Source organism: Paenibacillus xanthanilyticus (assembly GCF_042682185.1).
In the GTDB taxonomy this organism is placed as follows: Bacteria; Bacillota; Bacilli; order Paenibacillales; family Paenibacillaceae; genus Paenibacillus_Z; species Paenibacillus_Z xanthanilyticus.
This window is the reverse complement of record NZ_JBHUHA010000002.1, coordinates 1,430,006-1,454,391: the sequence shown is the minus strand read 5'-3', so window position 1 is coordinate 1,454,391 and position 24,386 is coordinate 1,430,006. Positions and strand designations below refer to the sequence as shown.

The window sequence follows — 24,386 nt, the reverse complement described above, 5'->3', positions numbered from 1 at the left end:
CAAATCGCCAGCGCCTTCCGGAGAAGGCGCTGGCGTTTTTGGTTTTTCTTCCTATTGGCTGAACCCTATTGCTTCTCCTGCGCTGTCAGCAGCAGGTACACGACTTTGGCGCATTCCGCGCGCGTAGCCGGTTTCGCCGGCGCGAACAGGCCGCCGCCTTGGCCTTCAAGCAGGCCAAGCGTAACCGCTTTGGCGATGTAGGTCTTCGCCCAAGCGCTCATGGACGCGATGTCCTTGAAGCTCGAGAGCGCGTTCGCATCGGCCTTGATCTCGCCGTGCTTCCATTCGTACGCCTTCACGAGGATGACCGCCATCTCTTCGCGCGACAGCTCGCGCGACGGCTGGAATTGGCCGCTGCCGTTGCCCTGCATAATGCCGGCTTCGGCCAATGCTTGCGCGGCTTCGGCATACCAGCTGTTCGCTGCGACGTCGGTATAACCCGCGGAGGCTCGGCCGTTCGGGATGTCCAAGGCGCCTGCGATCTGCTTGGCGAATTCGGCTCTCGTCGCGATTCGGCCCGGCGCATAATGCTCGGCGTCCGTGCCGCTTACGATGCCGCGGTCGGCCAGCTCCCGAATAAAGCTGTGCGCCCAATGGGTCTTCGGCACGTCGGCGAATTTCGGCTCGCCGCCGCTATTGCCGCCCGTGCCGTTGTCGCTGCCGGCCGGCTTATCGCCGCCGTTGTTATTGCCGTTCCCGCCGCCGGTGCCCGGGTTCGGCGTCGTCGTCGGCGTTCCCGGGCTTCCGCTTCCGGCGCTGCCGGTCTTGAAGCTCCAGATCTCGGATAAGGTACTGCCGGAGTTGCGATCTTCGGCGAGCACGTACCATTGGTACAGCTGATTGGCGCTCCGATTGTTCCATGTGAACGCGGCATTGCTGCCGCTCTTCACGCCTTCGGTTTCGCCGATCCACTGATCCGTGTAGATGTTGACGCCGAAGTAGTCGGTCGCGACCCGCTTGTTCATCTTGCCGAGGTCGACGTCCAGGTGGAACTCGTCTTTGTTCGGATTTTGAACCGGATCATAGTAGTTGTAATCGTTCAGGTAAGGCGAATACGTCTTGACGTGAACCTTGTTGTTGTCCAGGTCGAACTGCAGCAGGCGAATGTAGCCGAGTCCGCCCATCTCCGCGCCTTGATAATCGGCGAGCATCTGGTACACCTTGCGGTCGGGCTTGCCGTCGCCGTTATCGTCGATCTCGTCGATCAAATTCTCGGCGTCATGGTAATGGCCGCTGAGCGTCATGATGACGTTCTTATTCGGCAGGACGACGCGCTCGTAGATTTCGTCGGCGATCGGCGCGCGGTTGCCCGACACGAGCAAATATTCGTGGAAGGCGAGGATCGCCTTGCGGTCCGGATGCTCCGACACCACTTTGTTCACCCAGTCGATCTCCGCGTCTCCGATATTCCAGCCCATGTACACGATGATGAAATCGTTGCCGCCCGCCGACACGAGGTCGTAGTGGCCGCGGTTGTTCTGGTACGAGCCGCCGTACGTCGGCTGCTGGTTGAAGCGGTTCTCGCCGTAGTGCTCCCAATAATAGCGGTAGTCGCCGGTTTGGTGCGATACGTCATGGTTGCCGGCGAGCACGCCGTATGGAATGCCCGATTTGTCGAGAATGCTCATGGAAGCGTTGGCGTTCTCCCACTGGTGCGGCTGGTCGGCCTCGTCCACGATATCCCCGGTATGAATGACGTACCGGATATCTTCCTTCGTTTCGTTATCCACGATCCATTGCACGTTCTTCGTATAGATATCCGGGTAACTCTCGGAATAATACTGCGTATCCGACATCCAGACGAACGTGAAATCGTACGGATCCTCGGATACCGGCTTCTCGTCCTGAACGAGCACATGCAGGCTGCCGTCTGTATTGTATGGTCCGGCTTCTACCGTGCTGGTCAGCTCGAAATCCCCGGCGCCCGCGATTTTACTCGTGAGCATGTCCCACTTCTGATTGGCCTTGTTCCACGCATACAGACTGACTTTGCGGCCTTCGAGCGAGTGGCCCTGCCACTTGACCTCTACCCGGTCGGTCGCCTTCACCGAATCGTCCAGGTCGATCGCGAACCGGTGGTACGGGAATTTCTCCTCGGAGTCCGTGGTCAGGTACGTCTTATCGACCGAGCCGATCTGGTTGAGATCGGCCGCAGACATCGCTTGCTCGCCGTCCGGGGCTTGCTTCTTCGGCGGTTCGGTCTCGGAAGCGCCGGTGAACGCTTGCAGTCCGTCGCGATTAGCGCCGTCATAGCGGAAGCCGCGGTAGAAGGAGGCCTTCTGCTCGTCGCCCAGCGGGTCGGACAGCTTGACGATCAAAGTCGGAGAGGTCGAGACGTCAGTCTGACCGTTCGCCGGGGATACCAGCTCCGGCTTGCCCGGATTCTCGTCGGCCACCCTGAAGCGGATCGTCTTCGTCGCTTTATTGCCCGCCTTGTCGACGGCCGTCACCTCGAAGAGGTGTTCACCCTTCGTCAGCTTGCCGGAAGAAGTCGCGTACGGCAGGTCGATCGCCGCGCCGTCCAGCTTGGCGGAGACGGATTGCACGCCCGCGAGCGGATCGGCCGTCTCGGCGTTCAACGTGAATGTTCCGCGGTATTCCTTGCCTTCTACGACAGTAGGTTTAATGGCAGGCGCCGTGTTGTCGACCGTCACATTGGCGGTTATTTTCTTGCCGGCGGCGTCTTCGACCGTGACCACGTGCGGCCCGTCCTGCGCCTCCGTCGTTTTCCACGCGTACGCTTTGGCCAACAGCTCGGCTTGCGTTAACGCGAAGTTGAACTCGATGCCCTCGTGCGTATTAGCGCTGTCGCCCATGGCCAGCACTTCTTCGGGCTTATTGTACTTCGGATCGTAGATCACCGTGCCGTCCGCCAGCACGAGGCGCACGTTGCGGATTTTGAAATCGTCCTTGTTCTCTTCCTCCCGGTCGTCGAACGGACCGGATTTGGTCGCCGCCCGGACCGCGATCTCGTTCGCGCCCTCGTGAAGGCGGCTGGCGTCGATCGGGTAGGTCAGCGTCGTCCACGTATTGATCGGATCCATGAACGTATAGAGAATCTCTTTACCCGTCGTGACCGCATTCTTGAAGTAATAGTTGACGCCCGTCGCCTCGAAGGCGAAATAAGCGTCCTCCTCCAGCGCGCGATAGGTCGGCGTCGCTTCCTTGCCGTCTACGGCCAGCTTCAGCGCATCGGCCGTCTCCTGCTCGGACGTGCCCTTGACGACGCGGGCGCCGCTCAGAATATCGCCGTCCTTCACGTTCAGCCGCAGATCGGCATGGCTGTGCTTGGTCAGAATGTTCACCTTGAACGGGTCGGATTTCACCGTGTGGGTGCCGTCTGACGCCTCGTAGTAATACTCCACCGCTTGGCGTCCGATCAGCTCGGGCGAGTAGATCGTAAGATGAAACATTTTGTCCGCGTAATCTTCATACAAATAGCGCTTCGTGAATGCAGCGCTGGCATCCGTGCGGTAATACAAGGCGACCGTCTTGACGTCGGTCTCGTCCGTAACGTCGGCCGTAATCGCCAGATTGCCCATCTCGCTGATCTCGGTCTTGCCGGTCCGATCGGCGATGACTGGCGCCGAGGTATCCGCATTCACGGCGCTTAGCCTCTCCGGTACCTGCCCGGCCTCGATGCTGCCCGGCGAGGCGGCCAGCGTGCCGGATGCATGCGCGATCATCTCGGTGGCGCTGCCTGTCGGGAATTTGTAATGGAAGCCCTTGTTGGCGACGTTAGTCGTACTGCCGTCGTAATAGGCGACCGCGATGTCCTTGTGCGTGTTCGTGCCGATCGCGATGCCGCGCTTGGAGCCGTTCGCCATGCCATCGCTGTACATTTTCACAATATCTTTGCCTTCGGTCAGGCTCGTGCCGAATTCCTTGTTGAAATCCGCCACCGTGCTTGTGGTATTGGCGCTGTTGATGATCCAGAACACGAGCGTGGCGCCCGGGGCGATCATCAGATCCTCCCGTTCGGTATTCCAGACGACGTCCGCGTCCGGACCGCTGTCCGTGTACCGGTAGTAGAGCTTGTAATCCTTGAAGTTGACCGTCTGCGCCGAGTTGTTGTAGATCTCGATGAACTCATAAGCGTCCGAGCTGCCGATATTCGTGGCGCTGTTCGGCAGCACCTCGGTGACGAGCAGCGGCGGAACGCCGGAATCATTGGCGGCTGTCATGAGCGTCACGTTGAACTCGGTCGACCGGACCGGCTCGCGCTCGCCATCCCGCGCCTCGATGTAATACGTCAGCTTCGTGGCGCCGGCGAGCGCCGCGGCTGGAATATCGGCCGTGAACGCGCCGCCGCCCGCCGTCATCGCGGCGCTGGCATAGGTCTGGGCGAGTTCGGTTTTGTAATGAACCGCGACGGACGTCGCCGCACTGCCGCCCGAGACGGCGGCGGTTACCGGATAAGCGACGCTATTATAAGCGTTTGCCGCCGGCGTATGCGTAATGGCGAGCGGCATCTGCACGACAGGCGGAATCAGCTGCTCGGCCGCGACCGCGCCGGGCGTACCCGGCTTCGTGCCGGGATTCGCCATCATGACCATCTGGGTCGAGCCCTTGACCGGATGCTGGTAGAGGATGCCTTTGTCGGGCTGCGTTTGGTCGGTTGTACTATCGTTGAACGAGGCGTACGCAATCTCCGTACCGGCCGCATTTTGGATCGACAAGGAGCGCGGATCGCCGTTCGCCATGCCGCCCGACTCCGCCAGCCGGAACAGATTCACGTTCTCGGTCAGCGCGGTGCCGAATAGGCCGTTGAATTGGGCTGCGGTGATCGCGCCGGAACCGGCATTGTTATCGTCGCCGTCGTTGCCGTCGTTCGTCACCCACAGCACGATGGCTTGTCCCGCCGGAATCGGCATGTCTCCCGTGTGGACGGGCTTCCACTGCGTAGGATTGCTGCGCTTCTCATACTCGTAGAACAGCTTGTAATCCTTGAAGTTGATCGTCGCATCCGTATTATTGTAGATCTCGACAAACTCGTAGGCATCGTAGCCTTTGCCGTCTTCGCCCGTCACATTGGAGGTGTCCGGCACAAGTTCCGTAATGAGCAGCGACGGACCGTCCGCCGGCTTATTCGGCTCGTTCGGTTCTGTCGGAGCGGTCAGCTGTACCGTGTATTCCGCCGTCTTCACCGGCTCTTCGCTGCCACGCTGCGCTTGGATGTAATAGGTCAGCTGGCTTGCGCCCGTCAGATTCGCGCTCGGGATCGAAGCGGAATAGGCGGTGCCGGCCGCGTTCATCGGGAGAGCGGCATGCGTCTGCTGCAGGTTGGTTTTATAGTACACCGCGCCCGTCACTGCCGCGCCGCCCGTGATGACGGCGTCTACCTTGTAGGCTTGATCGGCAGGAGCCTGCTGCTGCGGCGCGTGCGTAATTGCCGCCGGCGGCGCCGGAATCAGCTGCTCCGCGGCGACTTGTCCCGGCGTGGCGGCTATCGTGCCGGGCTGCGGCATCATGACCATCTCGCTCTTGTTTGCGGCTGGATGCTGATAGAGAATGCCTTTATTCTCTTCCGTTTGCGCGTCGTTCTGGTAGGATGCGCTGGAGATCTCCGTGCCTGCCGAATCGCGAATAACCAGGCTGCGAGGCTGGCTATTATGCATCCCGCCTGTCTCCGCCAGCCGGAACAGATTGACGTTCTCGGTTAGCGAAGCGCCGAAGTTGCGATTGAATTGCTCGGCGGTCGCAGTCCCGTTCTTGCCGTTCATCACCCAGAAAATGATGGTTTGACCGGGAGGAATCATTTTGTCGCCCGTATAGATCGTGTTCCATGCAACCTTCGTGCCGCTCCCATACTCATAACTCAGTTTATAGTCATTGAAGTTAATCGCGGCATCCGAGTTGTTATATACCTCGATAAACTCATAGCCGTCGCTTCCGTCGATATTCGCCGTATCCGGCACGAGCTCTGTAATCAGCAGCTTCGGCGGCGATAACGCCGGCGTGAGCGCAGGTACGTCCTCGGCCCAGCTGACGCCTGCTGGCTGCACGAGCCCGACAAGCATCGAACTTAGCGCCGCGGTCGTGCCCCATCTTCGCATCTTTTCCGCAATCTTCATCAACATTCTCTCCTTTTCGCAAGCTGAACGATTCTTACTTTACAAAAGGTTGAATAATGGGAAGTAAACGTTTGATGAATTAATTGCAAAGAATGGGGCGGGTTCTATGAAAGTTAGAACTGACGGACGCCTTCAATTCTTGGTACCTTGGAAGCAGCAAATTCAAGGGAGGCAAAACGATGACGTTGTTCAACGGATTCGCATGGACGCGAGCGGCGGCTTACGCGTCATCCAAATTAGCCGCGGCCGGAACGGTTTTTCTCGGGTTTCTTGCGTTAACGGCTGGGCTGGATTTGGTTGAAATGGCGGAGCTGACTCGCGAGTTCCCGCTGTGGGCGTTCGTATACGGCTACGCGGTGCTGTTCGCCGTCGTCGTAGATGCGGCGCTCTGGAAGCTGAAGAGGAGTCCGGCCAAGGCGGCGTTTACCCTGCTGTTGTATATCCTTGGCGGGGTTCTTCCGTTCTTGGCGTGGTATCCGAGCCAATGGCTGTGGGTGCTGTTCGGCGGGTTCTACGGTGTGGCGTGCTCGCTGACCTTCCTAGGCGCAGCCCTTATTTACCGTGCGTGGTGGCCGTATAGCGGAGCGGCAGCCGTCCTGCTATTGGCCGCATCCTTGTATGTGTCCATGGCTGATTTTACGGTAACCGAGCAGTGGTCGGAGAACAGAAGCGCGGATGGCTACCAGGCGAAGTTCGATTATTTTCATGGGAAGAAAGAGATTCCAATCGAGCTTGAGCGGGGGCAAACGTTGTTCTACCGGATCGACTGGCGCATCTCGAACGGCGGGGGCTACGGGTACGGCTTAAAGGGAGAGGGAGTGAGTTCTACCAACGATGTGCAGGATGACGGCGAATGGATGGGCTATCAGGTGGATGAGCCATCCACGGTACGGATCGTCGTTACCGGCCGGCGAGCCCAAGGCGAATTCGCGATCGCGTGGAGGATCACCGGTGACGGAGGAGGCAACCACCGGAATGAGAGGGCGGTGACAGAGCTTTAATCGAAGGCCCCATGATTGGCGGAGGCGACGAGATCAGTCGAAAATTCAGCTTGAGAAATAGGCGCCTGCTCCTTATAATTACATCCAAAAAGTGGGAGTGCTTGCACGAAGCAGGGGCTGGGCAAGCAGCTGATCGCCTGCATCATCGAGCAATTCGGCAGCCTGCATGGCCTGCTCGGGACGCTCGATGCCCACGGCTTGTACGAGCAGTACGGGTTCCAACGTAACGAAAGACTGATGAATCGCCGCGTTCGCTAAGCGCGACGGGATCGGACGGAGGGGGATGCATTTGAAGCTAAAGGCAATTGCCGTCGTCGTCGCAGCCATCGCGGCCGTCGCCGCGGGTGTGGCGATTACGCAATATGAACCGTCGTTGCCGGAGCCTGTGCCTGTCGTCTCACCATCGCCGCAGAGCGAGAGGGACGAGCCTTCTGATGCAGCAGAGGAGAAGGCGGATGAGCGGCCGGACGAGCCGTCGGAGGCAGCCCGCGAGCCGGCACCGGAGATTCCGGACGAAGCGCTGCTGCGCGACATTAACGAGGTTGTCGGCGTTCGCGAGCTGCTGTCGGATGCGCGCAAGGAAGATGCGGTCAAGGAATGGCAGGCGGGCGAGGATGATCTCGCCGATCTGGAGGCTAACCCGCCGCGCACGCTGCCGGAGCTGCTTGCAGAAGTGGAGGGCATGTACCAAGGCGAGACGAAATACACGCAGGCGCGCGTGCAGAAGCTCGCCGCGATTAAAGAGAAGGATCCGACGCTCTTTGCACAGTACAATAAGTACTTTTTCCCGTTCCCTGCCGCCCCCTTGGAGGGGAATACGCTCGATGCCAACATGCGGCAGGTGAAAGAGAACTACGAGATTTTCCATCAGTATATCGACCGCATGGTAGCGCCGATTGTCCAATCCGAGTAGTTTGCGCGTCGCCTGGTAATCTTTTTCACGCTCAGCCGCGTCGTAAGAGAATAGATGGGTCATATTTCCAGACGGAGGAGCTTGATCATGCTGAAAGCAATTATTTTTGATCTGGACGGGACGATCGGCAATACGCTGCCGCTGTGCATCGCCGCGTTCAAAGCCGCCATTGAACCGCATGCGGGCAGGACGCTCGGCGAACAGGAGATCATCGATACGTTCGGACCGTCCGAAGAAGGAACCGTGCTGGCGCTTATCCCGGATGCTTACGATCAAGGCATTGAAGATTACCTCGCTCACTATCGCGAGCTTCATCACGTCTGCGCCGAGCCGTTCGAAGGGATCGTGGAGATTCTCGATTGGGCGAAGCGAAGCGGCATTCGGTTGGCCATGGTTACCGGGAAAGGTCAGAGAAGCACGGACATCACGCTGGATGTATTCGGCCTCGATTCGTATTTCGAAGTCGTCGAGACCGGATCGCCGCAGGGACCGCGGAAGGTACAAGGCATCGCGAACGTGCTGCAGCGGCTCGGCGCCGCGCCGGACGAGACGCTCTATGTCGGCGATGCGCCAAGCGATATCGACGCGTCCCGCGAAGCGGGCGTCCCGATCGTATCGGCGGCATGGGCCGAGACGGCCGACCCGGAGCAGCTGTCGGCGAAAGCGCCGGATCACCTTTTTACGTCGGTCGCGGATTTTCGAACCTATCTCGAGCGGGCTTGCGCCGCTTCCAGCTCGTGCTAGCCTCGTTTAGAGAAGGAACGGGAACGAAGAACAGCTTTTTTATTCGGCTTAGGAAAGGAACAAGTGGCGCGCATGGATGATCGTAGAAGGAAGGCGTATTTAACGTTGAATTACCAAGCGTTCCTGGATATCAAGAACGGCGGCGCGTACAACGAGGACAATTGGAATCGAGTATTCCGGATTGCGCATGCGTTTCATAATCTGGCTTGGCGCATCTCGGAAGACTTCGAAGGATTCAATGAAGAAGAATTCTGGGCGAATATCGCAGGACTGGAACGGGTTTTTGGATTGACGCATTATCGGGAGCTGTTTGAACGAGTGAGCGGAGACATGGTCAACAAGGAGAAAATGCCATGAATAGCGGTTTTTCAATCGAAACGGATGCCAGTCGGCGCCAGACGCTCGCAGCGGCCAAGCAAGCCGCGCTTCAGGCGATGCGGCAGTATGAGCTGGACTGGAACGCGATTCGCTTTATTCAAGTGTCCGAGCATGTCACCTTCCGTATCGAAGTTGGCGAAAAGGAATCGTACCTGCTCCGTATTCATCCCGGCAGCAAGCCGCGTCCGGAAATCGCCTCGGAGCTCGAATGGCTGGCCGCGCTGAAGCGCAAAGGTCTGATGATCCCCGAAGCGGTTGCGAATCGAGACGGCGCTTTCCTGACGGATGCCTCCACGCACGGCGGGCAGCAGCTTACCGCGACTGTATTGACGTGGATCGAGGGCGAACAGGGGGGACGCGGGGCGCTGACCGAGGAGGCCGCGCGGGCAATGGGGGCGCTGATGGCGAAGCTGCACGAGGCAAGCGCCGATTTTCAGCCGTCCGCTCATTTCTCGCGCCCGGCTTGGGGACTGGATAGCTTTAGGCGCGACTGGGCGCATCTGAAGCGGCATCATCGACCTTTCATCTCGGAGGAGGCGATGGCGCTGTACGTCAAGGCGGCTGATCAAGTGGAGGCCGCGCTCGCAGCCTTATCCGGTCAAACGCAGAACTATGGGATGATCCATGCGGATTTGCACATCGGCAACGTCGTTTTTCGCGAGAACGAGCCGTACCCGATTGACTTCGGCCGCTGCGGCTACGGCTATCATCTCTATGACATGGCGCAGGCGATCATGGGCATGCCCCCCGCGCACAGAGCCAGTTTCCTGGCGGGCTACGAGGAAGCGAGGCCGTTGGAGGATGCGGCGATCTCGAAGCTGGAATCTTTCCTCATCATGGCGATCATCGAAAGCTACAGCTTTCACGCGGAGAATCCGCTCGAGACGGCAGGCTTGATCGAAGAGCAGCCGTATGCGGAGGCGCTGCTGAATGCGTATGTCAATGGTGCGCCATTCCTGTTCGAGTCGGTGGAGTAGGCAGGGAATCTCGCGTGCAATCGTTCATAGGAATGATGCTGTTAATATAAGCGGGGCGGAAGAGGGAGGTGCATCGGTTGCCGTGGCTGCGGAAACACAAATGGAAGCTCGCGATCGCGGCGATAGCCGCGCTGTGGATCGTTTCGTTCTTGTCGCCGGAGCTGGCGATTCGCCGCTATATGCTCCTCCATCTGCATCCGATCGACAGTTTGACGGCAACGGTTGCGAATACGGAGCGGAAGGACCGTGCGTACGGGCATCTGTACGATGTACGCGGATATGTCGATCGCGCGACGGGCGATGAGATCGGCGTGTTCTATGTGAAGCAAGCCGGGCCGTTCTGGTACGTGGAGAGCGTCGGTACGGGGCCCTAAATGAGCCGAGGCTCGCCCATACATATGTGAACGCAAAAGGCAGCCCCGGTCAATATGACCAACGGCTGCCTTTCTTTATTCGCGCCTAGGCGCAGCTTAGAAAATGCTATCCGGCACGAAATACACCTTTTGCGTATTTTGCTTGTTGACCGGATCGGTCACGATCGTGAAATAAACGTTGCCGTTCTTCGTTTGGACGCCCTCGATCTCGTGATTGCCCACGTTCGTGATTTTCACGAGCGTATTGTAGGCGCCGGAACCTGACATCTTCGCGATTTGCGGCGTCTCGCCCTCCGCGCCGCCGGACGTGTAGATTTCGGTGCTGCCGAGCATATCGAGCCCTTGGAACGAGCCATTCGGACGAACGATGCCGCTGCCCGACTGGGTGAAGCTGCCGACGCAGGCGGCGACCGCCTCGGCGCTGTCCATGCGTACCTGCTCATTGGCGTCGAGCAGCCGGTTCAGCTTGACCGTGTCATAGATGGACCACGTCACCGTGCCTTCCGCCGTCTGGACGCGGAATACCGTATGCGTGCTGTTGCCGCCGCCGTCGACCCGGTACGTCTCGCCTAGGCGAGCGCCGGTTTTGTTCGCATAGTTCATGTACGTAAAGCGGTGCAGATCGGTATAATCGTAGGTCGCACCGGCCTTGTACTGCAATCTCGCTACCTGCAGCGACCAGTAGTATGAGGTGGAGGCATCCGCTTTCGAGCTGAAATAGAAGTAATTGATCCCGTTGTACGTGTACATGTCGAGCGATTGGCCGTGACCGGAGTTGGTGATCGTCATCTCGTCCACATAGGTGGCGTCATTGCCGTTGATGAGCAGGCGGGACAGGTAGACGGTCCCTCCGGAGCGCTGCGTGACGTACAGGTACGTCGAGGCGATGTACGCCTTCTGGACGGCCACGTTGTGCTTCAGCCCCTTCAGGTTGTACGCGAGCGTGGCCGAAGCGTTGACGGTCTTGGCGGGGGTCGCCGCGATCGCGGGGATGACGGACATGCCGAACATCAGCATGGCGAGCACGAGGGATGCCGCGAATTTGATCGGCCTTCTCCGCGCGCCCGGCTTTTGGTTCTGGTTCATTACGATGCCTCCATTCGAGATCAATTTGGGGTCGGCAGAGGCGGGCCCTCCGACTGCCCATTTGATTATCTCCGAGGGGCCTCGCACTTGGAATAGCCTGTTAGGACCAATAAATATTAAGGTTTCTTCAGAATTCCGCGCCGGAAAACCTCCCACGATCCGGCGAGCCGCCGGTCGAATCGATCCGTCCCGGCATAGATGAGCTCCACCAGCATCCCCTCCAGCAGGTTGGAATACGCCAGCACGGCGGCATCGACATCGACGGCCAAGCTGGACGCGGCATCAGTCAGCCGCTGCCGGGCAAGCTGCTCCTTCCGGTCGAAATACCGATTCAGCGCGTCCTTGATCGTCTCCTCGTGCACCTGCGGGATAATAAACCCGTGGTAGAGAATGAGCTTCAGACGGTCGTCGCGCATGTAGCGTTCCTTGTAGGTTTCGATGAGGCGCAGCAGCGTCTGCTCGAACGGCTGCCCGCTATGCCGGTCGTAGAATTCCTCCAAGACCCGGATTTCCTCCGCGATCGCTTCGTTGAAGACGGCGAGGAACAGCTGCTCCTTCCCGGCGAAATGGGTGTACAGCGAAGGCTTCTTGCGTCCTACTTCCGTTGCGATCATATCAAGCGAGGTCGCTTCGTAGCCTTTGGAGGCGAACAAGCGGAGCGCCTGCTGTTTGATTTGTTCCACGATCATGCCGGTGCGAGCTCCTTAGCGGCCGAAGTCGGCCATGACGTATTTTTTCTTCCCGACCTTCGCGAGGACATACCGGCCGTGAAGCGCTTGCTCCGCGGCGACGATATGGTTCGCGTCGCGGATCTTCGTTCCATTCAGCGTCACGGCGCCGTTCTGCACGTCCTCGCGCGCCTGCCGCTTGGACGAAGCGGCACTGGCCGCGACGAGCAGGTCGATCACGTTCAGGCTGGCCGCCTCGATCTGCGCCGTCGGGATGCTCTGCGCCGCGTCGGCCAGCTCGGCAGCCGTCAGCGTCTCGACGTTCCCCCGGAATAGCGCTTCGCTGACGCGAATCGCGCCGCTTAGCGCCTCCTCGCCGTGCACGAGAAGCGTCAACTCGCGGGCGAGCACCGTCTGTGCTTCGCGAAGCTCGGGCGCAGTCCGCACCGCTTGCTCCAGCCGCTCAATCTCCGCCTTGGCGAGGAACGTGAAGTACTTGATGAACCGGATCACGTCCGCGTCGTCGGTCTGCAGCCAGAATTGGTAGAACCGGTATGGCGACGTCTTGGCCGGATCGAGCCAGATCGCGCCGCCGGCGGTCTTGCCGAATTTCGTGCCGTCGGACTTCATGATCAGCGGCATCGTCAGGCCGAACGCTTCGCCGCCTTCCGTGCGGGAGATGAGCTCCAGGCCAGCGGTAATATTGCCCCATTGATCGCTGCCGCCGATCTGGAGGGAGCAGCCGTGCTCCTGATGGAGGAAGCGGAAATCGTACGCCTGCAGCAGCATGTAGCTCATCTCCGTGAACGAAATGCCGAGCGGCAGGCGGCTTTGGACGGTTTCCTTGGCGAGCATGTAATTAACCGTGAACCGAATGCCGGTGTCGCGCAGGAACTCGATGACGTTGATCGCGCGGAACCAGTCGTAGTTGTTGAAGACGCGCGCCGGACGCTCCGGATGGTCGAAGTCGAGGAAGCGGGACAGCTGGCTGCGGATGCTGCTCGTCCATTGTTCTACCGTCTCGTGCGTATTGTACGGGCGCTCCTCGCTTCGTCCGGTCGGATCGCCGATCATGCCGGTCGCGCCGCCGACGAGCGCGAAGGGGACGTGGCCGGCTTGCTGGAAGCGCCGTAAGGTCAGGATGGGCAGCAGGTGGCCGATATGGAGGCTCTCCGCCGTCGGATCGAAGCCGGCATACAGCTTCACGGTCCCCGTATTCAGTTGTTCGCGCAGTCCTTCCAGGTCGGTTGCCTGGTGAACGAGCCCCCGGAATGCCAAATCGTCAAGAATATGCATCGTCATCTCTCCCGTCGTCAGGTATGAATCGTAAACGCAAGCTTTCGTCGTTAAGCCAGTAGCATTCGAAGTACCCGACCGACCGTTCGGTCGGGTGATGCTGCTTAGTATCGCATGATCGGGAAATCCCGTCAAGCAGCAGCGGGCAATTCCGCCTATCATACCCAAACTTCACCATCTTCAGTCTAATAGACGGCCTGTAGCGGATGTGATATAACTTACCTATGACACCTTAGAGAGGGTAAAAGGATGAATATTTACCTGCTTGCCATCATTTATCTCATTCCCGCGCTGGCCATGGTCTGCATGACCGTGCTCATTCTGTGCCGGGATTATCGGAACAGCCTCTATCGGGCGGCCGGGCGGATGTTCGCCGTGGCGGCCTTGAATTTTATGGCGATGTTCTTCATGAACAGCGCGCCGCTCCATCACCGGGCCTCGATCCTCTTATATGTCCTTTTTCCGCTGATCACGCTCTTGCTGACCGCGGTTCTTCATTATTGGTTTCTCTATACCCGCGCCTATGAGAAGAAACATTCGCGTTGGTACAAGGCGCTGATCGCCGCATTTCTCGTCCAGCTGCTATCGCTTCCTTTCCTGTCCTCCGCCGATTATGTCGGCTTGCGGCCGAACGGCTCCGTCTTCTACGAACCCGGTCCTGGCATGTATCTGTTCTGGGGGCTCACGTTCGTCGCGCTCGGGACCATCCTGCGGTTGTTCATTCCGTTGTTCCGACGAGAGCCAGGCCCGGCCCGGATTCTGCTCACGGCCATGCTCCTGGCGAGCGGATTCGGGATCGGGATCAACGTCGCGAGCATTCTGTTCCAATCGCAGCAGTATTATTTGGACAAGCTGACGACGCATTCCATGCTGTTCGCCATGGTCGGGATTTTCATCAACATGGTCAAATATAACGTTCTCCCGTCGTTCGAGCAGCGCTATCGCATCTTGTTCGAGCAGGCGCCGCTCGGCATTCTGATCGTCGATCAGCAGGGCGGCATCCGGGAAGCCAGCCCGGTCGCGCTCGAAATTTTGAAATTGCCGGCCTCTTCCTCGAACATTATGCACAGCGTGTCGGAGACGAAGCGGGAAGCATGGCAGCGTCATTATGAGGCCTCTTTTCACGCTCAGACCAGAATGCAGAATACGGAGCTGACGCTGGCCGCCGCGCTCGGGATGGACCGTACCGTCGCCATGGATTCCGAATTCATCGTCGTCGGGGGCGAAACGCTGCAATTCATCATGATCCGGGACATTACGGAGATGAAGCACAACGAGCGGCAGATCACGTATTTGGCTTATCACGACGGGCTGACCGGCCTGTACAACCGCGCGGCGTTCCAACGGGAATTAGACCGGCTGCTGAGCGTTGCGGACTCGTTCGCACTGATTCTAATGGACCTGAACAAATTCAAAGCCATCAATGACAATCACGGCCATCATGCGGGCGACCTCGCGCTATGTCATGTCGCGGCGAAGCTGACCGAGGCAGCCGGGCCAGGGGATTTCGTCGCGCGGTTCGCCGGCGATGAATTCGTCGTGCTGACCGCCGGCCAGCAGGAGGCGGAACGCTTTCTCGCGAAGCTTCGGCAGTTGAAGGAGGCCGGTCCGTTCCGGCTTGCCGACGGCGAAGAGATCGAGGTAACGCTGAGCGTGGGCATCAGCCATTATCCGCATGACGGCGAGAACGCCGACGATCTGTACAAGCGGGCGGATGAGCGCATGTACCGGATGAAGAAGGAGCCCGCCGCGATAAACGACTAACTCCGGCGCGAAATATGCGGTATTCGTGAACAACCACTCCTTTCGCCGGGGTGGTTGTTTTCGCGTTTCCCGTTAAAGCCGGTAGGTAGACGATGGTCCAAAAGGGTCTATTGTGCCGAATGCGGTCATCGTTTTATAGTAGGGGAGGAAACGACTGGAAGTCGAAAAGCAGGGGAGGCGTTCGTATCATGAGATCGATCTTTATCCTGGGTGATAGTATATCCATTCAGTATGGGCCTTACTTAAAGCGGATGACCGATGAGCGGTTCCTTTACGACCGGAAGAGGGGCGAAGAAGAGGCGCTCGCCGATCTGGACCATCCCGTCGGCGTGAACGGCGGAGATAGCGCGATGGTGCTCGACTATCTGAAGAGCGAGCAGGCGAGAGGGACGCGGTATGATCTGCTGCTTCTCAACTGCGGTCTGCATGATCTGAAGACGGACCCGGGGACGGGAGAGAAGCAGGTGCCGCCGGATCAGTACCGCCGCAATTTGGAGGAGATCGTCATTATTGCGCGGGAAATGACGCAAGCCGTCATATGGCTTCGCACCACCGATGCGGTCGAAGAAATTCATAATGCGCGCATCGCCGCCTTTCATCGTTACCATGACGATGTCGTCGCTTACAATGCGATCGCGGACGAGGTGATGAGCAGGCATGCTGTGGCCGCGCTCGATCTGTACGCGTTCACCCGAACCTTCGGCTCGGACGCCTTCTGTGACCATGTGCATTACACGGAGGAGGTGCGGCGCTTGCAGGCCGCTTATATTACGGGGTATTTGGAGCGGTTTTGCCTGTAGCTGGCCGATGACCGGCGTCGAGGCGGGATAGGGAAGTATGGGCGGCTTCATCTGCAGATGCGGGTGAAGTCGGCATCGTCCACAATCCGCAGGCCGATTGGAAAGATATTATCGTCGAGGATACCTATTGGACTTGGAACGGCATGGAATACGAAAACTAAAAAAGGTACGGCCTCCGCATGGTGCGGGGCCGTACCTTTTGTGGTTTGACGCTGTAAGCGCTGCGCCGTCTATTGCGATTAAACCGCCTTCTTCGCTTTCGACTGGCCTTCGGCTTTCAGCTTGGCGATCAGCTTGTCGCCCTCGACGTCGAGGTTCGGCAGCAGGCGGTCCAGCCAGCGCGGCAGCCACCACGCTTTGTCGCCGAATACCGACATGATCGCGGGTACGAGCGTCATGCGCACGATGAACGCATCGATCAGAATGCCGGCCGCGAGCGCGAAGCCGATCTGACGGATCATCGCGTCCGGCGCGAAGATGAAGCCGGCGAATACGGACACCATGATGACGGCGGCGGCCAAGACGACGCGGCTCGCCATCTCGTAGCCGTTCACGACGCTCTCGGTGCCGCGTTTGCCGTGGACGTAAGACTCGCGCATGGAGCTAACGAGGAACACTTGATAATCCATCGCCAATCCGTACAGAATGCCGGTGACCATGATTGGCATGAAGCTGAGCAGCGGGCCGCCGGTGTCGAAGCCGAACACGTCGTGCATCCAGCCCCACTGGTAGACGGCGGTCGTCAAGCCGAAGGTGGCCAGGATGCTCAGAATGAAGCCGACCGTCGCCTTTATCGGCACGATGACCGAGCGGAAGACGAGGAGCAAAATGATGAGCGACAGCAAGACGATGATGCCGACGTACAGCGGGAACACTTCGGCGAGCTTCGCCGACATGTCGATGTTGATGGCTGTAAAGCCGGTGACGCCGATCACTGCGTTCGCCGCCTTGGCGAAGCTGGAATCCGGATCGCGCAGCGCATGCACGAGATCCTTCGTTTCTTTATCCGTTGGTCCCGTCTTCGGGATCAGGCTGATAATCGCCATGCTGCCGGTCTCGTTAAAGCCCATTGGGGTCACGACGGACACGTTCTCGTGCTTCTGCAGCTCTTGGACGAGCGCGCCAAGCTGCTCCGGCTTCATCGTCGCCGAGGCGTCTTTCGGCTCTGCGACCAGCAGCAGGGTGCCGTTGAAGCCTTCGCCGAAGCCCTTGGTGATCGCGTCGTAGCTTTGTCTAGCCGTCGTGTCGAGATCCGCCGAGGCGCCGGACGGAATGCCGAGATCCATCTTGGCGACCGGAATCGCGGCTGCGCCGAGTACGATGATGACGCCGACGATAATGAGCCAGCGGAACTTGACGGTTCCCTTCGCCCAGCGATGCGCGAACCCTTGATTGGCTTTCTTCGCGGACGTCTTGGCTGCCTCGCGCGACTTGGCCGTGCAGATCTTCTCGCCCACGAAGCCGAGCAGCGCCGGGAGCAAGGTCAAGGACAGCAGAACGGTGACGAGGACGGTCGCCGCGGCGACGAGCGCCATCGTCGACAGGAATTGGATCCCGATCACGAGCATGCCGCACAGCGCGATAATAACGGTCAGGCCGGCGAAGAAGACGGCGCTGCCGGCGGTACCGACCGCCCGGCTGGCTGCTTCGCGCGCAGTCAACCCTTCATCCAGGATCATGCGGCGCTGCCGGTTGACGATAAATAGCGAGTAGTCGATCCCGACCGCAAGGCCGATCATGACGGCCAGAGCCGGCGTAATGTCGGTCATCTGGACGAACTTCGAGAGCGCGAACGCGCCGCCGATGCTGATGGCCACGCCGAAAATCGCGGTGAGCAGCGGCAGACCCGCGGCGACGATGGAGCCGAGGGTGATGAACAGGACGACGGCGGCGACGGCGATGCCGATCGCTTCCGTCGAGCCGATCGCCGGCATGGTCGACAGCGACTCGCTCGGGATGACGCCGATGCCGGTGTTGCCTTCCTGCGCCACGTTCACCGCGGCCATTACCTCGTCCGGCACGGTGGCCGGCAGCGACGTCAGCTGCTCGGTGAACTGGAATTGGAACAAGGCGACGCTGGCGTCGGAGGAAATCATGGCGCCGATGACCGGCACGCCGTCCACGATCAGCGGGCCGTAGGGAGGCGCTTCGCCGCCGGATGCAGCGGCTTGGTCCGCGCCGGCGCTCGCTTGGCCGCCTTGGGCAGCTGCGTCTTGACCGGCTTGCGCCGCGGCATTGCCTTGGGCATCTTGGCCGCCGGTGGCAGCCGAAGCGCCGGCCGCGGCTGCCAATTCAGCCGGGTTAATGACATAATCCTTGGCATAGATGCCGCCGACGGCCTTCTGGATGGCCGCCAGCCGTTCGGGCGTATCCAGCCGCTGCCCTTCGGGCGCGGTGAACACGATGCTTGCTTGCCCGCCGGACGCGGCCGGCAGCTCTTCCGTTAACTTGTCGAGCACCTTTTGCGATTCGGTGCCAGCGATCTTCATCTCGGAGCTGGAATGAATGCCGTTGATGCCGAGCATGGCGCCGACGATCCCGAGAATGACGACCCAGCTGATGAGAAAATGCCATGGCTTATCGTAGGCGGTGCGGCCTAACTTATACAGAAACGTGGACATGGGTAAAGCGCTCCTTTATTAGCCAAAATAAACTTAGAATCCGTTACGCAAATACGCGAAGGTCGAGTTCAAATACTGCTCGAAAGTAATCGCCTCCGTCTGGTCGCCCGGTTCTTCACCGGGGAGCAGCACGTTCATGCTGCCGTCGAGAACCGGGACGAACGCGCCGTAGACCGCGCCGGCGAGCAGATGGGTGTATTCGGCGGGATAGCGGTTGCCGGCGAACTCCGCCAACAATTGCTGGGCGGCCATCTGCAGCCGGTGCAGAATGCTTAAACTATAGGGCTCAAGGGTAGGATATCCTTTGGCCAGCGAGACGAACCGGCGAAGCCGCAGCAGAAAATCCTTGGTCAACTGCATCGTCATCAGACGATACAGCATGTCGAGCGGCGTCGTATCCGGGGACAGCGAGGCGAACAACAACTCGGTGTATTCCTCTTCGTTCGTCACGGTCACCGCGCCGGCCGCAACCGCTTCTTCCTTGCAGGAGAAGTAGTTGGCGAACGTTCTTCTCGAATAGCCGGCCTTCTTCACGACATCGTCGACGATAAAGCCGTCCAGCCCATGCACAAGCGCCAGCTCGAATGCCGTCTCCGCCAATGCGGCGGCCGTCGCTTCCTTCTTTTTGTCGCGCAGAGTTAGCTTGTCGTGCAGCACGTAAACAGCTGCCTCCTTTCCTTCGTGGTCGGATGGGATAACGATAGGCTACTGTCTATATATATTATTGCCCAAAGTGCAATTGTGCACAATGTGCAAAAATTACAACATTGTGACGTGCTCATCAACAATGGCAACTTTCCTCTAAATATGAAAAAACGAGGCGGGGACTTGTCCCGCCTCGCAGATTTTAAGCATTGATCTACCTCACGCCTCTTGACGACCTCGCCATTCTTCCTTATCCCTCGAAGATGCCGTCAACACGAACTTCGGTGCTTGCGCCTTACCGTTCATGTCCGGGAACTTCTCGCCGACATAGCTGGAGACTACCCAAACAAGCCCGACAGGAGGACGGGCTTGTTCAGGTAATCATTCTAGGACGGGATGGACCAAATGCAGTTGCAGCGTGGACGTGTCAATGAGCGTCATCGCTTCCGCCATGAACGGCTGCCGCATCAAGCTAGCTTCGCATCGCTTGGCCGCTTCGCGGTTCTCCCACCGGACCGTTTCGACCCAGTAGCCGGTCTCGGCATTGTAGAACACGCGCCGCTCCAAAAATCCCTCTTCGCCTTGCAGCGCATTTTGCAGCATGTCGATATACTTCCGATACTTCTCGGGGTCGGCGTTATCGTGTAGTTGATAGACTACGAGTTCCATACATGGGTTCATATGCAAGCGCTCCTTCATATTGAGTTCAATCTTCTCTACACGATCAATATACCGTCTAATGTGGACAGAACTTGTCGCCTTTCTATGCTATATTTTGAACAGGGTGATCAGACATGAAAAAGACGGAGCGGCTGGTCGAACTGCTGCTAACCATCAATACCAGGCAAAAGTTTACGTTGAAAGAGCTTGCTGATCGGTTCGACGTCTCCAAAAGGACAGTGCTTCGCGATATGAACGAGCTAAGCGCAATGGGCGTGCCGATCTATGCGGAGCTTGGCGTCCATGGGGGCTACCGGATCCTGAAAGAACGCTCGCTGCCGCCGATCACGTTTGCGGAGCAAGAAGCGGAAGGGTTATTTTTAGTCGCTCAATCGCTAACGCATTATCGGGATTTGCCTCTGGAATCGAACTGGCGAAGCGCGCTTGCCAAGTTTTACCGTATCTTGCCGGAGGACGCGAAGTCGCGAATCGACGCGCTTCGGCGCCGTCTGCTGTTCGGGGTTCCCGACCGCCCGGTGGAAACGCCGCTATTGCCCGCTTTGCTTGAAGGAGCCTTGGAACAAAAACGGCTTCGGATCTCGTATGCGTCCGAGCATGGGGAAACCGAAATAGACGTTCAGCTCGTGGGCCTCTATGCGATGAACGGCCTCTGGTATTGTCCCGCTTACGATGGACGCAGCGGCGAGTATCGCTTGTTTCGAGCGGATCGGGTGAGACGCGTTGCCCAGAGCGAAGACCAATCCGCGCTGCGGGATCACGGCGCGCTCGATATCGCGGATTGGTTCCGCGCGGAGCGGGATCGGACGGAAAGCCGGGAAACGCATCGATTATGCGTGCGGCTCACGAAGCGAGGGGTAACTCGCTGCCGCGGAGATGCTTGGCTCGGGAGCGGCTTAACGATGCTTGAAGACGGCACGGGGTACATACGCAGAGGCATATCGCCGGACTATATGGCTTGGGCGGCTTCCTTCTTCATCGGCTGCGGGGCGGATGCCGTCGTGGAGGAGCCGTCGGAATTAAGGCGGATGATCGTGAAGCAGCTGCGGGAGACGATGTCGGTCTACGAGGAGGTGGGGAAATGACGATGCGGAAGACGATGAGGCTCAAAAACATTGGCGCGAAAACGGAACATTTGCTACGCCAGATCGGCGTGCGGGGGGTTGAAGACCTGAGCCGCGTCGGATCCCTGGGGGCATACAGGAGGCTCAAGGCGATGTATCCGGATCAGATCAATCTCGTCGCGTTGTATGCGTTGGAAGGGGCGCTCCTGGATATACATTGGCTGGAGCTGTCGCCGGCATGGAGAGCGGAATTGAAGCGGCAGGCCGAAGAAGCGTGAAACGTGGGCCGTGGAACGTGACCAGACGGGAAGGTGGGCCGCTTCATCGTTCAGGAGCGAAACATGAAGCGCAACGGGATAATAGGGGCATCCGTCATCATCCGCGATGATCTCGAGATGCCCCAATTCAACTTTACGGCGTAACTTCGCGGAACGTGGCGTCGGCTTTCTCCTGCGCGGTCGAGATCGGGTCGATTCTCAAGGCGTTGTTATAATGCCGAATGTAGCGGTCCGCGTAATTATAGGAACGATAAGAGCTCCAGCCGGTTGAAGCGGCCAGCCCGGCCGTTCTCACGAAGGTGGCGTCGTTCTTGAACGTCGCGGTGCCGTCGTCCTTCTCCAGCACGAGGGCGTAATTTTTGTGCCTCAAATAGTAGCCGGGATAATTGACCGATTCGAAGGATACGCCCGACGATGCGGCAAGGCCCGGGACGATCCGGAAGCGGGCGTCGTCCGCCGGACTGACGTTCTGGTCGAGACGGGCCTGATAGTTGGAATGGCGCATGTAGTAGCCGGCATAGTTGTAGGACTCGACGCGCTTTAGATCGCCCGGCTGTCCCGTTTCCTTAAGCACGGTCATGTGACGCACCGTCCCCGACAGCTGGGTCAGCTCCTTGCGAGCCGTCCAGGCGAGGAAACCGCCGGAGGAGTCGCTGTAGTAGTATTCGGCGTCGGTATAGGAGTCGAAATAGATGCGCCATGCGCCGTTGTCGAGCTGCACGAGCGCGGGACCCTCCACCCAGGAGCCCCAGCCGGCCCAATCGCCGGTGCGTTGGAACGTATAAGGACCGGTCAAGCTGGAGGCCGTCGCGTATTCGATGTATTTGGTCGTCTCATTCTTGGTGAACGCGTGGTACGTGCCTCCGCTCTTGACGATGAACGTGTCGATATAATTAGGACCGAGCCCTTGGAGAGCGACCGGCGCGGAGAACGATGTCGTGGCGAGATTGCCGGAGGCCGCCGTGATTTTGTAGGGCAGAAAATTGGCGTAGTTGCCCGGGGACAGGGAGACGATGATGTTCAAGCTGCCGTCCGTGTCTTTGAACCATTCCGGCGCCCACGTATGCCCGATGCCGCTCGGCAGCGTCAAGGTCACGTTGCGGACGAACGTCCAATTCAGCCGGTCCGGGCTGGACGCGATGCCGATCGTGTTGCCGCTCCAGTTCGTCGTGTAGACGATATAATAGCTGCCGTCGGTGTGCTTCATGATGCTCGGGTCGCGGATAAGCCCGGTTGGCGGCGTATACGCCGGACCTTTCATCAGCCCGTAGTTCGTCGCGTTGTACGACTGGTACATATACAGGTTGGATTCGCTCGCGTTCGTAAAAGCCGACATTGTGTACACGTTGGTCGCGGCATGAGCGGTGGCGGGACGGTAGGCAAGCGACAAGCCGAGCAGGAGACAACAGCAGAGCAGCCAGGACACGCCTCGGCGCATGATGAAACGGGAATACATGAATCGATCAACTCCTCGCATGGATCATTTGGAAAGCCCAAGCTCATTGGTTTGCGTTCGCAATCCTAAGATTGGGAATGCAGCATTGAGCGGTGTAAGTTCCGACGAGAGTATACGACCTGCGGCCTCGCGGCGCATAGGGAGTTTGATGTGATAAAAGTGGGTTCTGTTACGCGAATGGGGCGATAGGCATCCAACAAGGGGAGGCAAGGCGCTAGCGGGATCCTCTTCCGGGACGAAGAAATGAAATGGGTTTCAGGCCCAGCCTTCATCTGCTATCATGAAGACAACAATGAGGTAGGTGAGGCGGCATGAAGAACATTACGATCTACGATATCGCGAAGGAAGCGGACGTCTCGGTTACGACGGTATCGCGGGTGCTGAACGGCACGGCGCCCGTCAAGGCCAGCACGAAAGAGGCGGTCCTGCGCGTCATCGAGAAGCACAAGTTCCAGCCGAACGCGTTGGCGCGGAGCCTGATCAAGAAGGAGACCGGCACCATCGCGATGATCGTGCCGGACATTACGAATCCGTTCTTCCCGGAGGTGTTCTGGGGGTCGGAGAACGAAGCGCGGGAGAAGGGCTATACGTTCTTCCTGTGCAATTCGGCGGGGGAATACGGCAGAGAGTCGGAATACTTGTCCATTTTGCGGGAGAAGCGGGTGGAAGGGATTATCTTCGTCGGGGGACGGATCAACTTGGCGAATTGCCCGTCCGCGCTTGCGCAGGAAGTCGTCGATACCGCCAAAGGCATGCCGGTCGTGCTCGTGAACGGCCATTTGGCCAAAAGCCAGCTGCATCGCGTGTACACGGATGAAGCGGCCGGGGCGGCGCTAGCGGCGCAGCACGTGATCGACCTTGGACACCGCGAGATCGCGTTCATCGGCGGGATGGAGGAGCTGACGACGACGATCCAGAAGGTGAAGGCGGTGAAGCAGAAGCTGGAGCAGCACGGGCTCAGCCTGCGCAAGGACCGGCTGCTCTATGGCGAATTCTCGATTGCGGCCGGCAGGGAGCTGACGGCGAAGCTGCTGGATCAGGCCGACCGGCCGACGGCGGTCATCTGCGTCAACGATTTCACGGCGATCGGCGCGATCAAGGCGGCGACGGAGCGAGGCTTGCGAATTCCGGACGATATCTCGATCGTCGGCTTCGACGATTCGCCGCTGTCCACGGCCGTGATCCCGGAGCTGACGACCGTGACGCAGAATACGAACGAGCTCGGGAGGCTCGCCGTCGAGCGGATCTATCAGATCAACAACGGCCTGCCCGCCAAGCGCAGCACGGTGCTGCAGCCCAAGCTCATCGTCCGGCAAAGCACGGGACCGGCGCCGGGGACGACGTAGCTCGGATGTCGATGTGCGGGCGGCGGCGAAATAATGGCGCGAGGCCGACTATCGGCGGGTGACGGTGACGTAGGCGACGAAATAACGGTGTTGGGCCGTCCATCACATCGCGAAGCCTCGCAAGCGGTGTTTTCCCTCCCCTACACAATGCGACAAAAATAGCTCCGCCGGGCGCGTGTGCAATGAGTATTTAGTTCGATGCAGCCCGCGACCGGCAAGCGGT

At 59.1% G+C, this 24,386-nt stretch carries 19 protein-coding genes; 11 read left to right on the top strand and 8 right to left on the bottom strand.

Translation table 11 applies throughout. The features are described from left to right. Nucleotides 1-65 precede the first annotated feature (65 nt). Nucleotides 66-6,074, bottom strand: coding sequence for an S-layer homology domain-containing protein (locus ACFSKT_RS23515; protein ID WP_377717790.1), 6,009 nt, complete (start codon nucleotides 6,072-6,074; stop codon nucleotides 66-68). Between the two features lie 179 nt (nucleotides 6,075-6,253). Here ACFSKT_RS23515 and ACFSKT_RS23510 point away from each other — a divergent pair, with 179 nt between their 5' ends. The 6 genes from ACFSKT_RS23510 to ACFSKT_RS23485 all read left to right on the top strand — a co-directional run bounded on the left by ACFSKT_RS23510 (nucleotide 6,254) and on the right by ACFSKT_RS23485 (nucleotide 10,461). Next, nucleotides 6,254-7,075 (top strand): hypothetical protein, encoded by an 822-nt coding sequence (locus tag ACFSKT_RS23510; protein ID WP_377717789.1) that lies wholly within the window; start codon nucleotides 6,254-6,256, stop codon nucleotides 7,073-7,075. A gap of 289 nt (nucleotides 7,076-7,364) precedes the next feature. After that, a complete protein-coding gene (locus ACFSKT_RS23505) occupies nucleotides 7,365-7,988 on the top strand; it encodes a hypothetical protein (RefSeq protein WP_377717788.1) in 624 nt (207 codons plus the stop codon). Nucleotides 7,989-8,075: 87 nt separating this feature from the next. Next, nucleotides 8,076-8,732 (top strand): HAD family hydrolase, encoded by a 657-nt coding sequence (locus ACFSKT_RS23500; protein WP_377717787.1) that lies wholly within the window; start codon nucleotides 8,076-8,078, stop codon nucleotides 8,730-8,732. Nucleotides 8,733-8,804: 72 nt separating this feature from the next. After that, nucleotides 8,805-9,089 carry a hypothetical protein gene (locus ACFSKT_RS23495; protein ID WP_377717786.1) on the top strand — a complete coding sequence of 95 codons (285 nt, stop codon included), beginning with the start codon at nucleotides 8,805-8,807 and terminating at the stop codon, nucleotides 9,087-9,089. Next, entirely contained in the window at nucleotides 9,086-10,087 is a 1,002-nt protein-coding gene (locus ACFSKT_RS23490; protein WP_377717785.1) for a phosphotransferase enzyme family protein, read from the top strand. Before ACFSKT_RS23495 ends, ACFSKT_RS23490 begins: the two co-directional genes overlap by 4 nt. 77 nt (nucleotides 10,088-10,164) lie before the next feature. Further along, nucleotides 10,165-10,461, top strand: a complete 297-nt coding sequence (locus tag ACFSKT_RS23485) for a hypothetical protein (RefSeq protein WP_377717784.1) — start codon at nucleotides 10,165-10,167, stop codon at nucleotides 10,459-10,461. Between the two features lie 96 nt (nucleotides 10,462-10,557). Here ACFSKT_RS23485 and ACFSKT_RS23480 read toward each other — a convergent pair whose 3' ends face one another. The 3 genes from ACFSKT_RS23480 to tyrS all read right to left on the bottom strand — a co-directional run bounded on the left by ACFSKT_RS23480 (nucleotide 10,558) and on the right by tyrS (nucleotide 13,511). Then, the gene (locus ACFSKT_RS23480; protein ID WP_377717783.1) at nucleotides 10,558-11,547 is read right to left on the bottom strand and encodes a phage baseplate protein; all 990 of its coding nucleotides are present in this window, start codon (nucleotides 11,545-11,547) and stop codon (nucleotides 10,558-10,560) included. Between the two features lie 116 nt (nucleotides 11,548-11,663). Next, entirely contained in the window at nucleotides 11,664-12,236 is a 573-nt protein-coding gene (locus tag ACFSKT_RS23475; protein WP_377717782.1) for a TetR/AcrR family transcriptional regulator, read from the bottom strand. A gap of 15 nt (nucleotides 12,237-12,251) precedes the next feature. Further along, nucleotides 12,252-13,511 carry a tyrosine--tRNA ligase gene (tyrS, locus tag ACFSKT_RS23470; protein WP_377717781.1) on the bottom strand — a complete coding sequence of 420 codons (1,260 nt, stop codon included), beginning with the start codon at nucleotides 13,509-13,511 and terminating at the stop codon, nucleotides 12,252-12,254. A 249-nt stretch (nucleotides 13,512-13,760) separates the two neighbouring features. Between tyrS and ACFSKT_RS23465 the strand changes: the two genes are divergently transcribed. Both ACFSKT_RS23465 and ACFSKT_RS23460 read left to right on the top strand, forming a co-directional pair. Continuing rightward, nucleotides 13,761-15,275 carry a histidine kinase N-terminal 7TM domain-containing diguanylate cyclase gene (locus ACFSKT_RS23465; protein ID WP_377717780.1) on the top strand — a complete coding sequence of 505 codons (1,515 nt, stop codon included), beginning with the start codon at nucleotides 13,761-13,763 and terminating at the stop codon, nucleotides 15,273-15,275. 188 nt (nucleotides 15,276-15,463) lie between these two features. Continuing rightward, nucleotides 15,464-16,075 carry an SGNH/GDSL hydrolase family protein gene (locus ACFSKT_RS23460; RefSeq protein ID WP_377717779.1) on the top strand — a complete coding sequence of 204 codons (612 nt, stop codon included), beginning with the start codon at nucleotides 15,464-15,466 and terminating at the stop codon, nucleotides 16,073-16,075. 239 nt (nucleotides 16,076-16,314) lie between these two features. Here the strand turns inward: ACFSKT_RS23460 and ACFSKT_RS23455 are convergent, their stop codons facing one another. The 3 genes from ACFSKT_RS23455 to ACFSKT_RS23445 all read right to left on the bottom strand — a co-directional run bounded on the left by ACFSKT_RS23455 (nucleotide 16,315) and on the right by ACFSKT_RS23445 (nucleotide 20,022). After that, nucleotides 16,315-18,696: an MMPL family transporter gene (locus ACFSKT_RS23455; protein WP_377717778.1), complete on the bottom strand. Its 2,382-nt coding sequence runs from the start codon at nucleotides 18,694-18,696 to the stop codon at nucleotides 16,315-16,317. A 33-nt stretch (nucleotides 18,697-18,729) separates the two neighbouring features. Further along, on the bottom strand, nucleotides 18,730-19,353 hold the full coding sequence (locus ACFSKT_RS23450) for a TetR/AcrR family transcriptional regulator (RefSeq protein WP_377717777.1): 624 nt from the start codon (nucleotides 19,351-19,353) through the stop codon (nucleotides 18,730-18,732). A gap of 369 nt (nucleotides 19,354-19,722) precedes the next feature. Then, on the bottom strand, nucleotides 19,723-20,022 hold the full coding sequence (locus tag ACFSKT_RS23445) for a hypothetical protein (RefSeq protein WP_377717776.1): 300 nt from the start codon (nucleotides 20,020-20,022) through the stop codon (nucleotides 19,723-19,725). 113 nt (nucleotides 20,023-20,135) lie between these two features. On the opposite strand from ACFSKT_RS23445, the gene ACFSKT_RS23440 reads away from it, so the two are divergent. Continuing rightward, the gene (locus ACFSKT_RS23440; protein ID WP_377717775.1) at nucleotides 20,136-21,104 is read left to right on the top strand and encodes a helix-turn-helix transcriptional regulator; all 969 of its coding nucleotides are present in this window, start codon (nucleotides 20,136-20,138) and stop codon (nucleotides 21,102-21,104) included. Then, entirely contained in the window at nucleotides 21,101-21,361 is a 261-nt protein-coding gene (locus tag ACFSKT_RS23435) for a TfoX/Sxy family DNA transformation protein (protein WP_377717774.1), read from the top strand. Before ACFSKT_RS23440 ends, ACFSKT_RS23435 begins: the two co-directional genes overlap by 4 nt. 133 nt (nucleotides 21,362-21,494) lie before the next feature. On the opposite strand, the gene ACFSKT_RS23430 is transcribed toward ACFSKT_RS23435, so the two are convergent. Continuing rightward, entirely contained in the window at nucleotides 21,495-22,817 is a 1,323-nt protein-coding gene (locus ACFSKT_RS23430; protein WP_377717773.1) for a glycoside hydrolase family 43 protein, read from the bottom strand. Nucleotides 22,818-23,128: 311 nt separating this feature from the next. On the opposite strand from ACFSKT_RS23430, the gene ACFSKT_RS23425 reads away from it, so the two are divergent. Continuing rightward, nucleotides 23,129-24,163: a LacI family DNA-binding transcriptional regulator gene (locus ACFSKT_RS23425; RefSeq protein WP_377717772.1), complete on the top strand. Its 1,035-nt coding sequence runs from the start codon at nucleotides 23,129-23,131 to the stop codon at nucleotides 24,161-24,163. Nucleotides 24,164-24,386 lie beyond the last annotated feature (223 nt).

Excerpts from the sequence above, each read along its gene's own strand:
- ACFSKT_RS23500 (WP_377717787.1), top strand. The coding sequence starts at position 8,076 with ATGCTGAAAGCAATTATTTTTGATCTGGACGGGACGATCGGCAATACG.
- ACFSKT_RS23475 (WP_377717782.1), bottom strand. The coding sequence starts at position 12,236 with ATGATCGTGGAACAAATCAAACAGCAGGCGCTCCGCTTGTTCGCCTCC.
- ACFSKT_RS23510 (WP_377717789.1), top strand. The coding sequence starts at position 6,254 with ATGACGTTGTTCAACGGATTCGCATGGACGCGAGCGGCGGCTTACGCG.
- ACFSKT_RS23495 (WP_377717786.1), top strand. The coding sequence starts at position 8,805 with ATGGATGATCGTAGAAGGAAGGCGTATTTAACGTTGAATTACCAAGCG.
- tyrS (WP_377717781.1), bottom strand. The coding sequence starts at position 13,511 with ATGCATATTCTTGACGATTTGGCATTCCGGGGGCTCGTTCACCAGGCA.
- ACFSKT_RS23460 (WP_377717779.1), top strand. The coding sequence starts at position 15,464 with ATGAGATCGATCTTTATCCTGGGTGATAGTATATCCATTCAGTATGGG.
- ACFSKT_RS23445 (WP_377717776.1), bottom strand. The coding sequence starts at position 20,022 with ATGAACCCATGTATGGAACTCGTAGTCTATCAACTACACGATAACGCC.
- ACFSKT_RS23490 (WP_377717785.1), top strand. The coding sequence starts at position 9,086 with ATGAATAGCGGTTTTTCAATCGAAACGGATGCCAGTCGGCGCCAGACG.
- ACFSKT_RS23425 (WP_377717772.1), top strand. The coding sequence starts at position 23,129 with ATGAAGAACATTACGATCTACGATATCGCGAAGGAAGCGGACGTCTCG.
- ACFSKT_RS23435 (WP_377717774.1), top strand. The coding sequence starts at position 21,101 with ATGACGATGCGGAAGACGATGAGGCTCAAAAACATTGGCGCGAAAACG.
- ACFSKT_RS23480 (WP_377717783.1), bottom strand. The coding sequence starts at position 11,547 with ATGAACCAGAACCAAAAGCCGGGCGCGCGGAGAAGGCCGATCAAATTC.
- ACFSKT_RS23515 (WP_377717790.1), bottom strand. The coding sequence starts at position 6,074 with ATGAAGATTGCGGAAAAGATGCGAAGATGGGGCACGACCGCGGCGCTA.
- ACFSKT_RS23455 (WP_377717778.1), bottom strand. The coding sequence starts at position 18,696 with ATGTCCACGTTTCTGTATAAGTTAGGCCGCACCGCCTACGATAAGCCA.
- ACFSKT_RS23430 (WP_377717773.1), bottom strand. The coding sequence starts at position 22,817 with ATGTATTCCCGTTTCATCATGCGCCGAGGCGTGTCCTGGCTGCTCTGC.
- ACFSKT_RS23465 (WP_377717780.1), top strand. The coding sequence starts at position 13,761 with ATGAATATTTACCTGCTTGCCATCATTTATCTCATTCCCGCGCTGGCC.
- ACFSKT_RS23440 (WP_377717775.1), top strand. The coding sequence starts at position 20,136 with ATGAAAAAGACGGAGCGGCTGGTCGAACTGCTGCTAACCATCAATACC.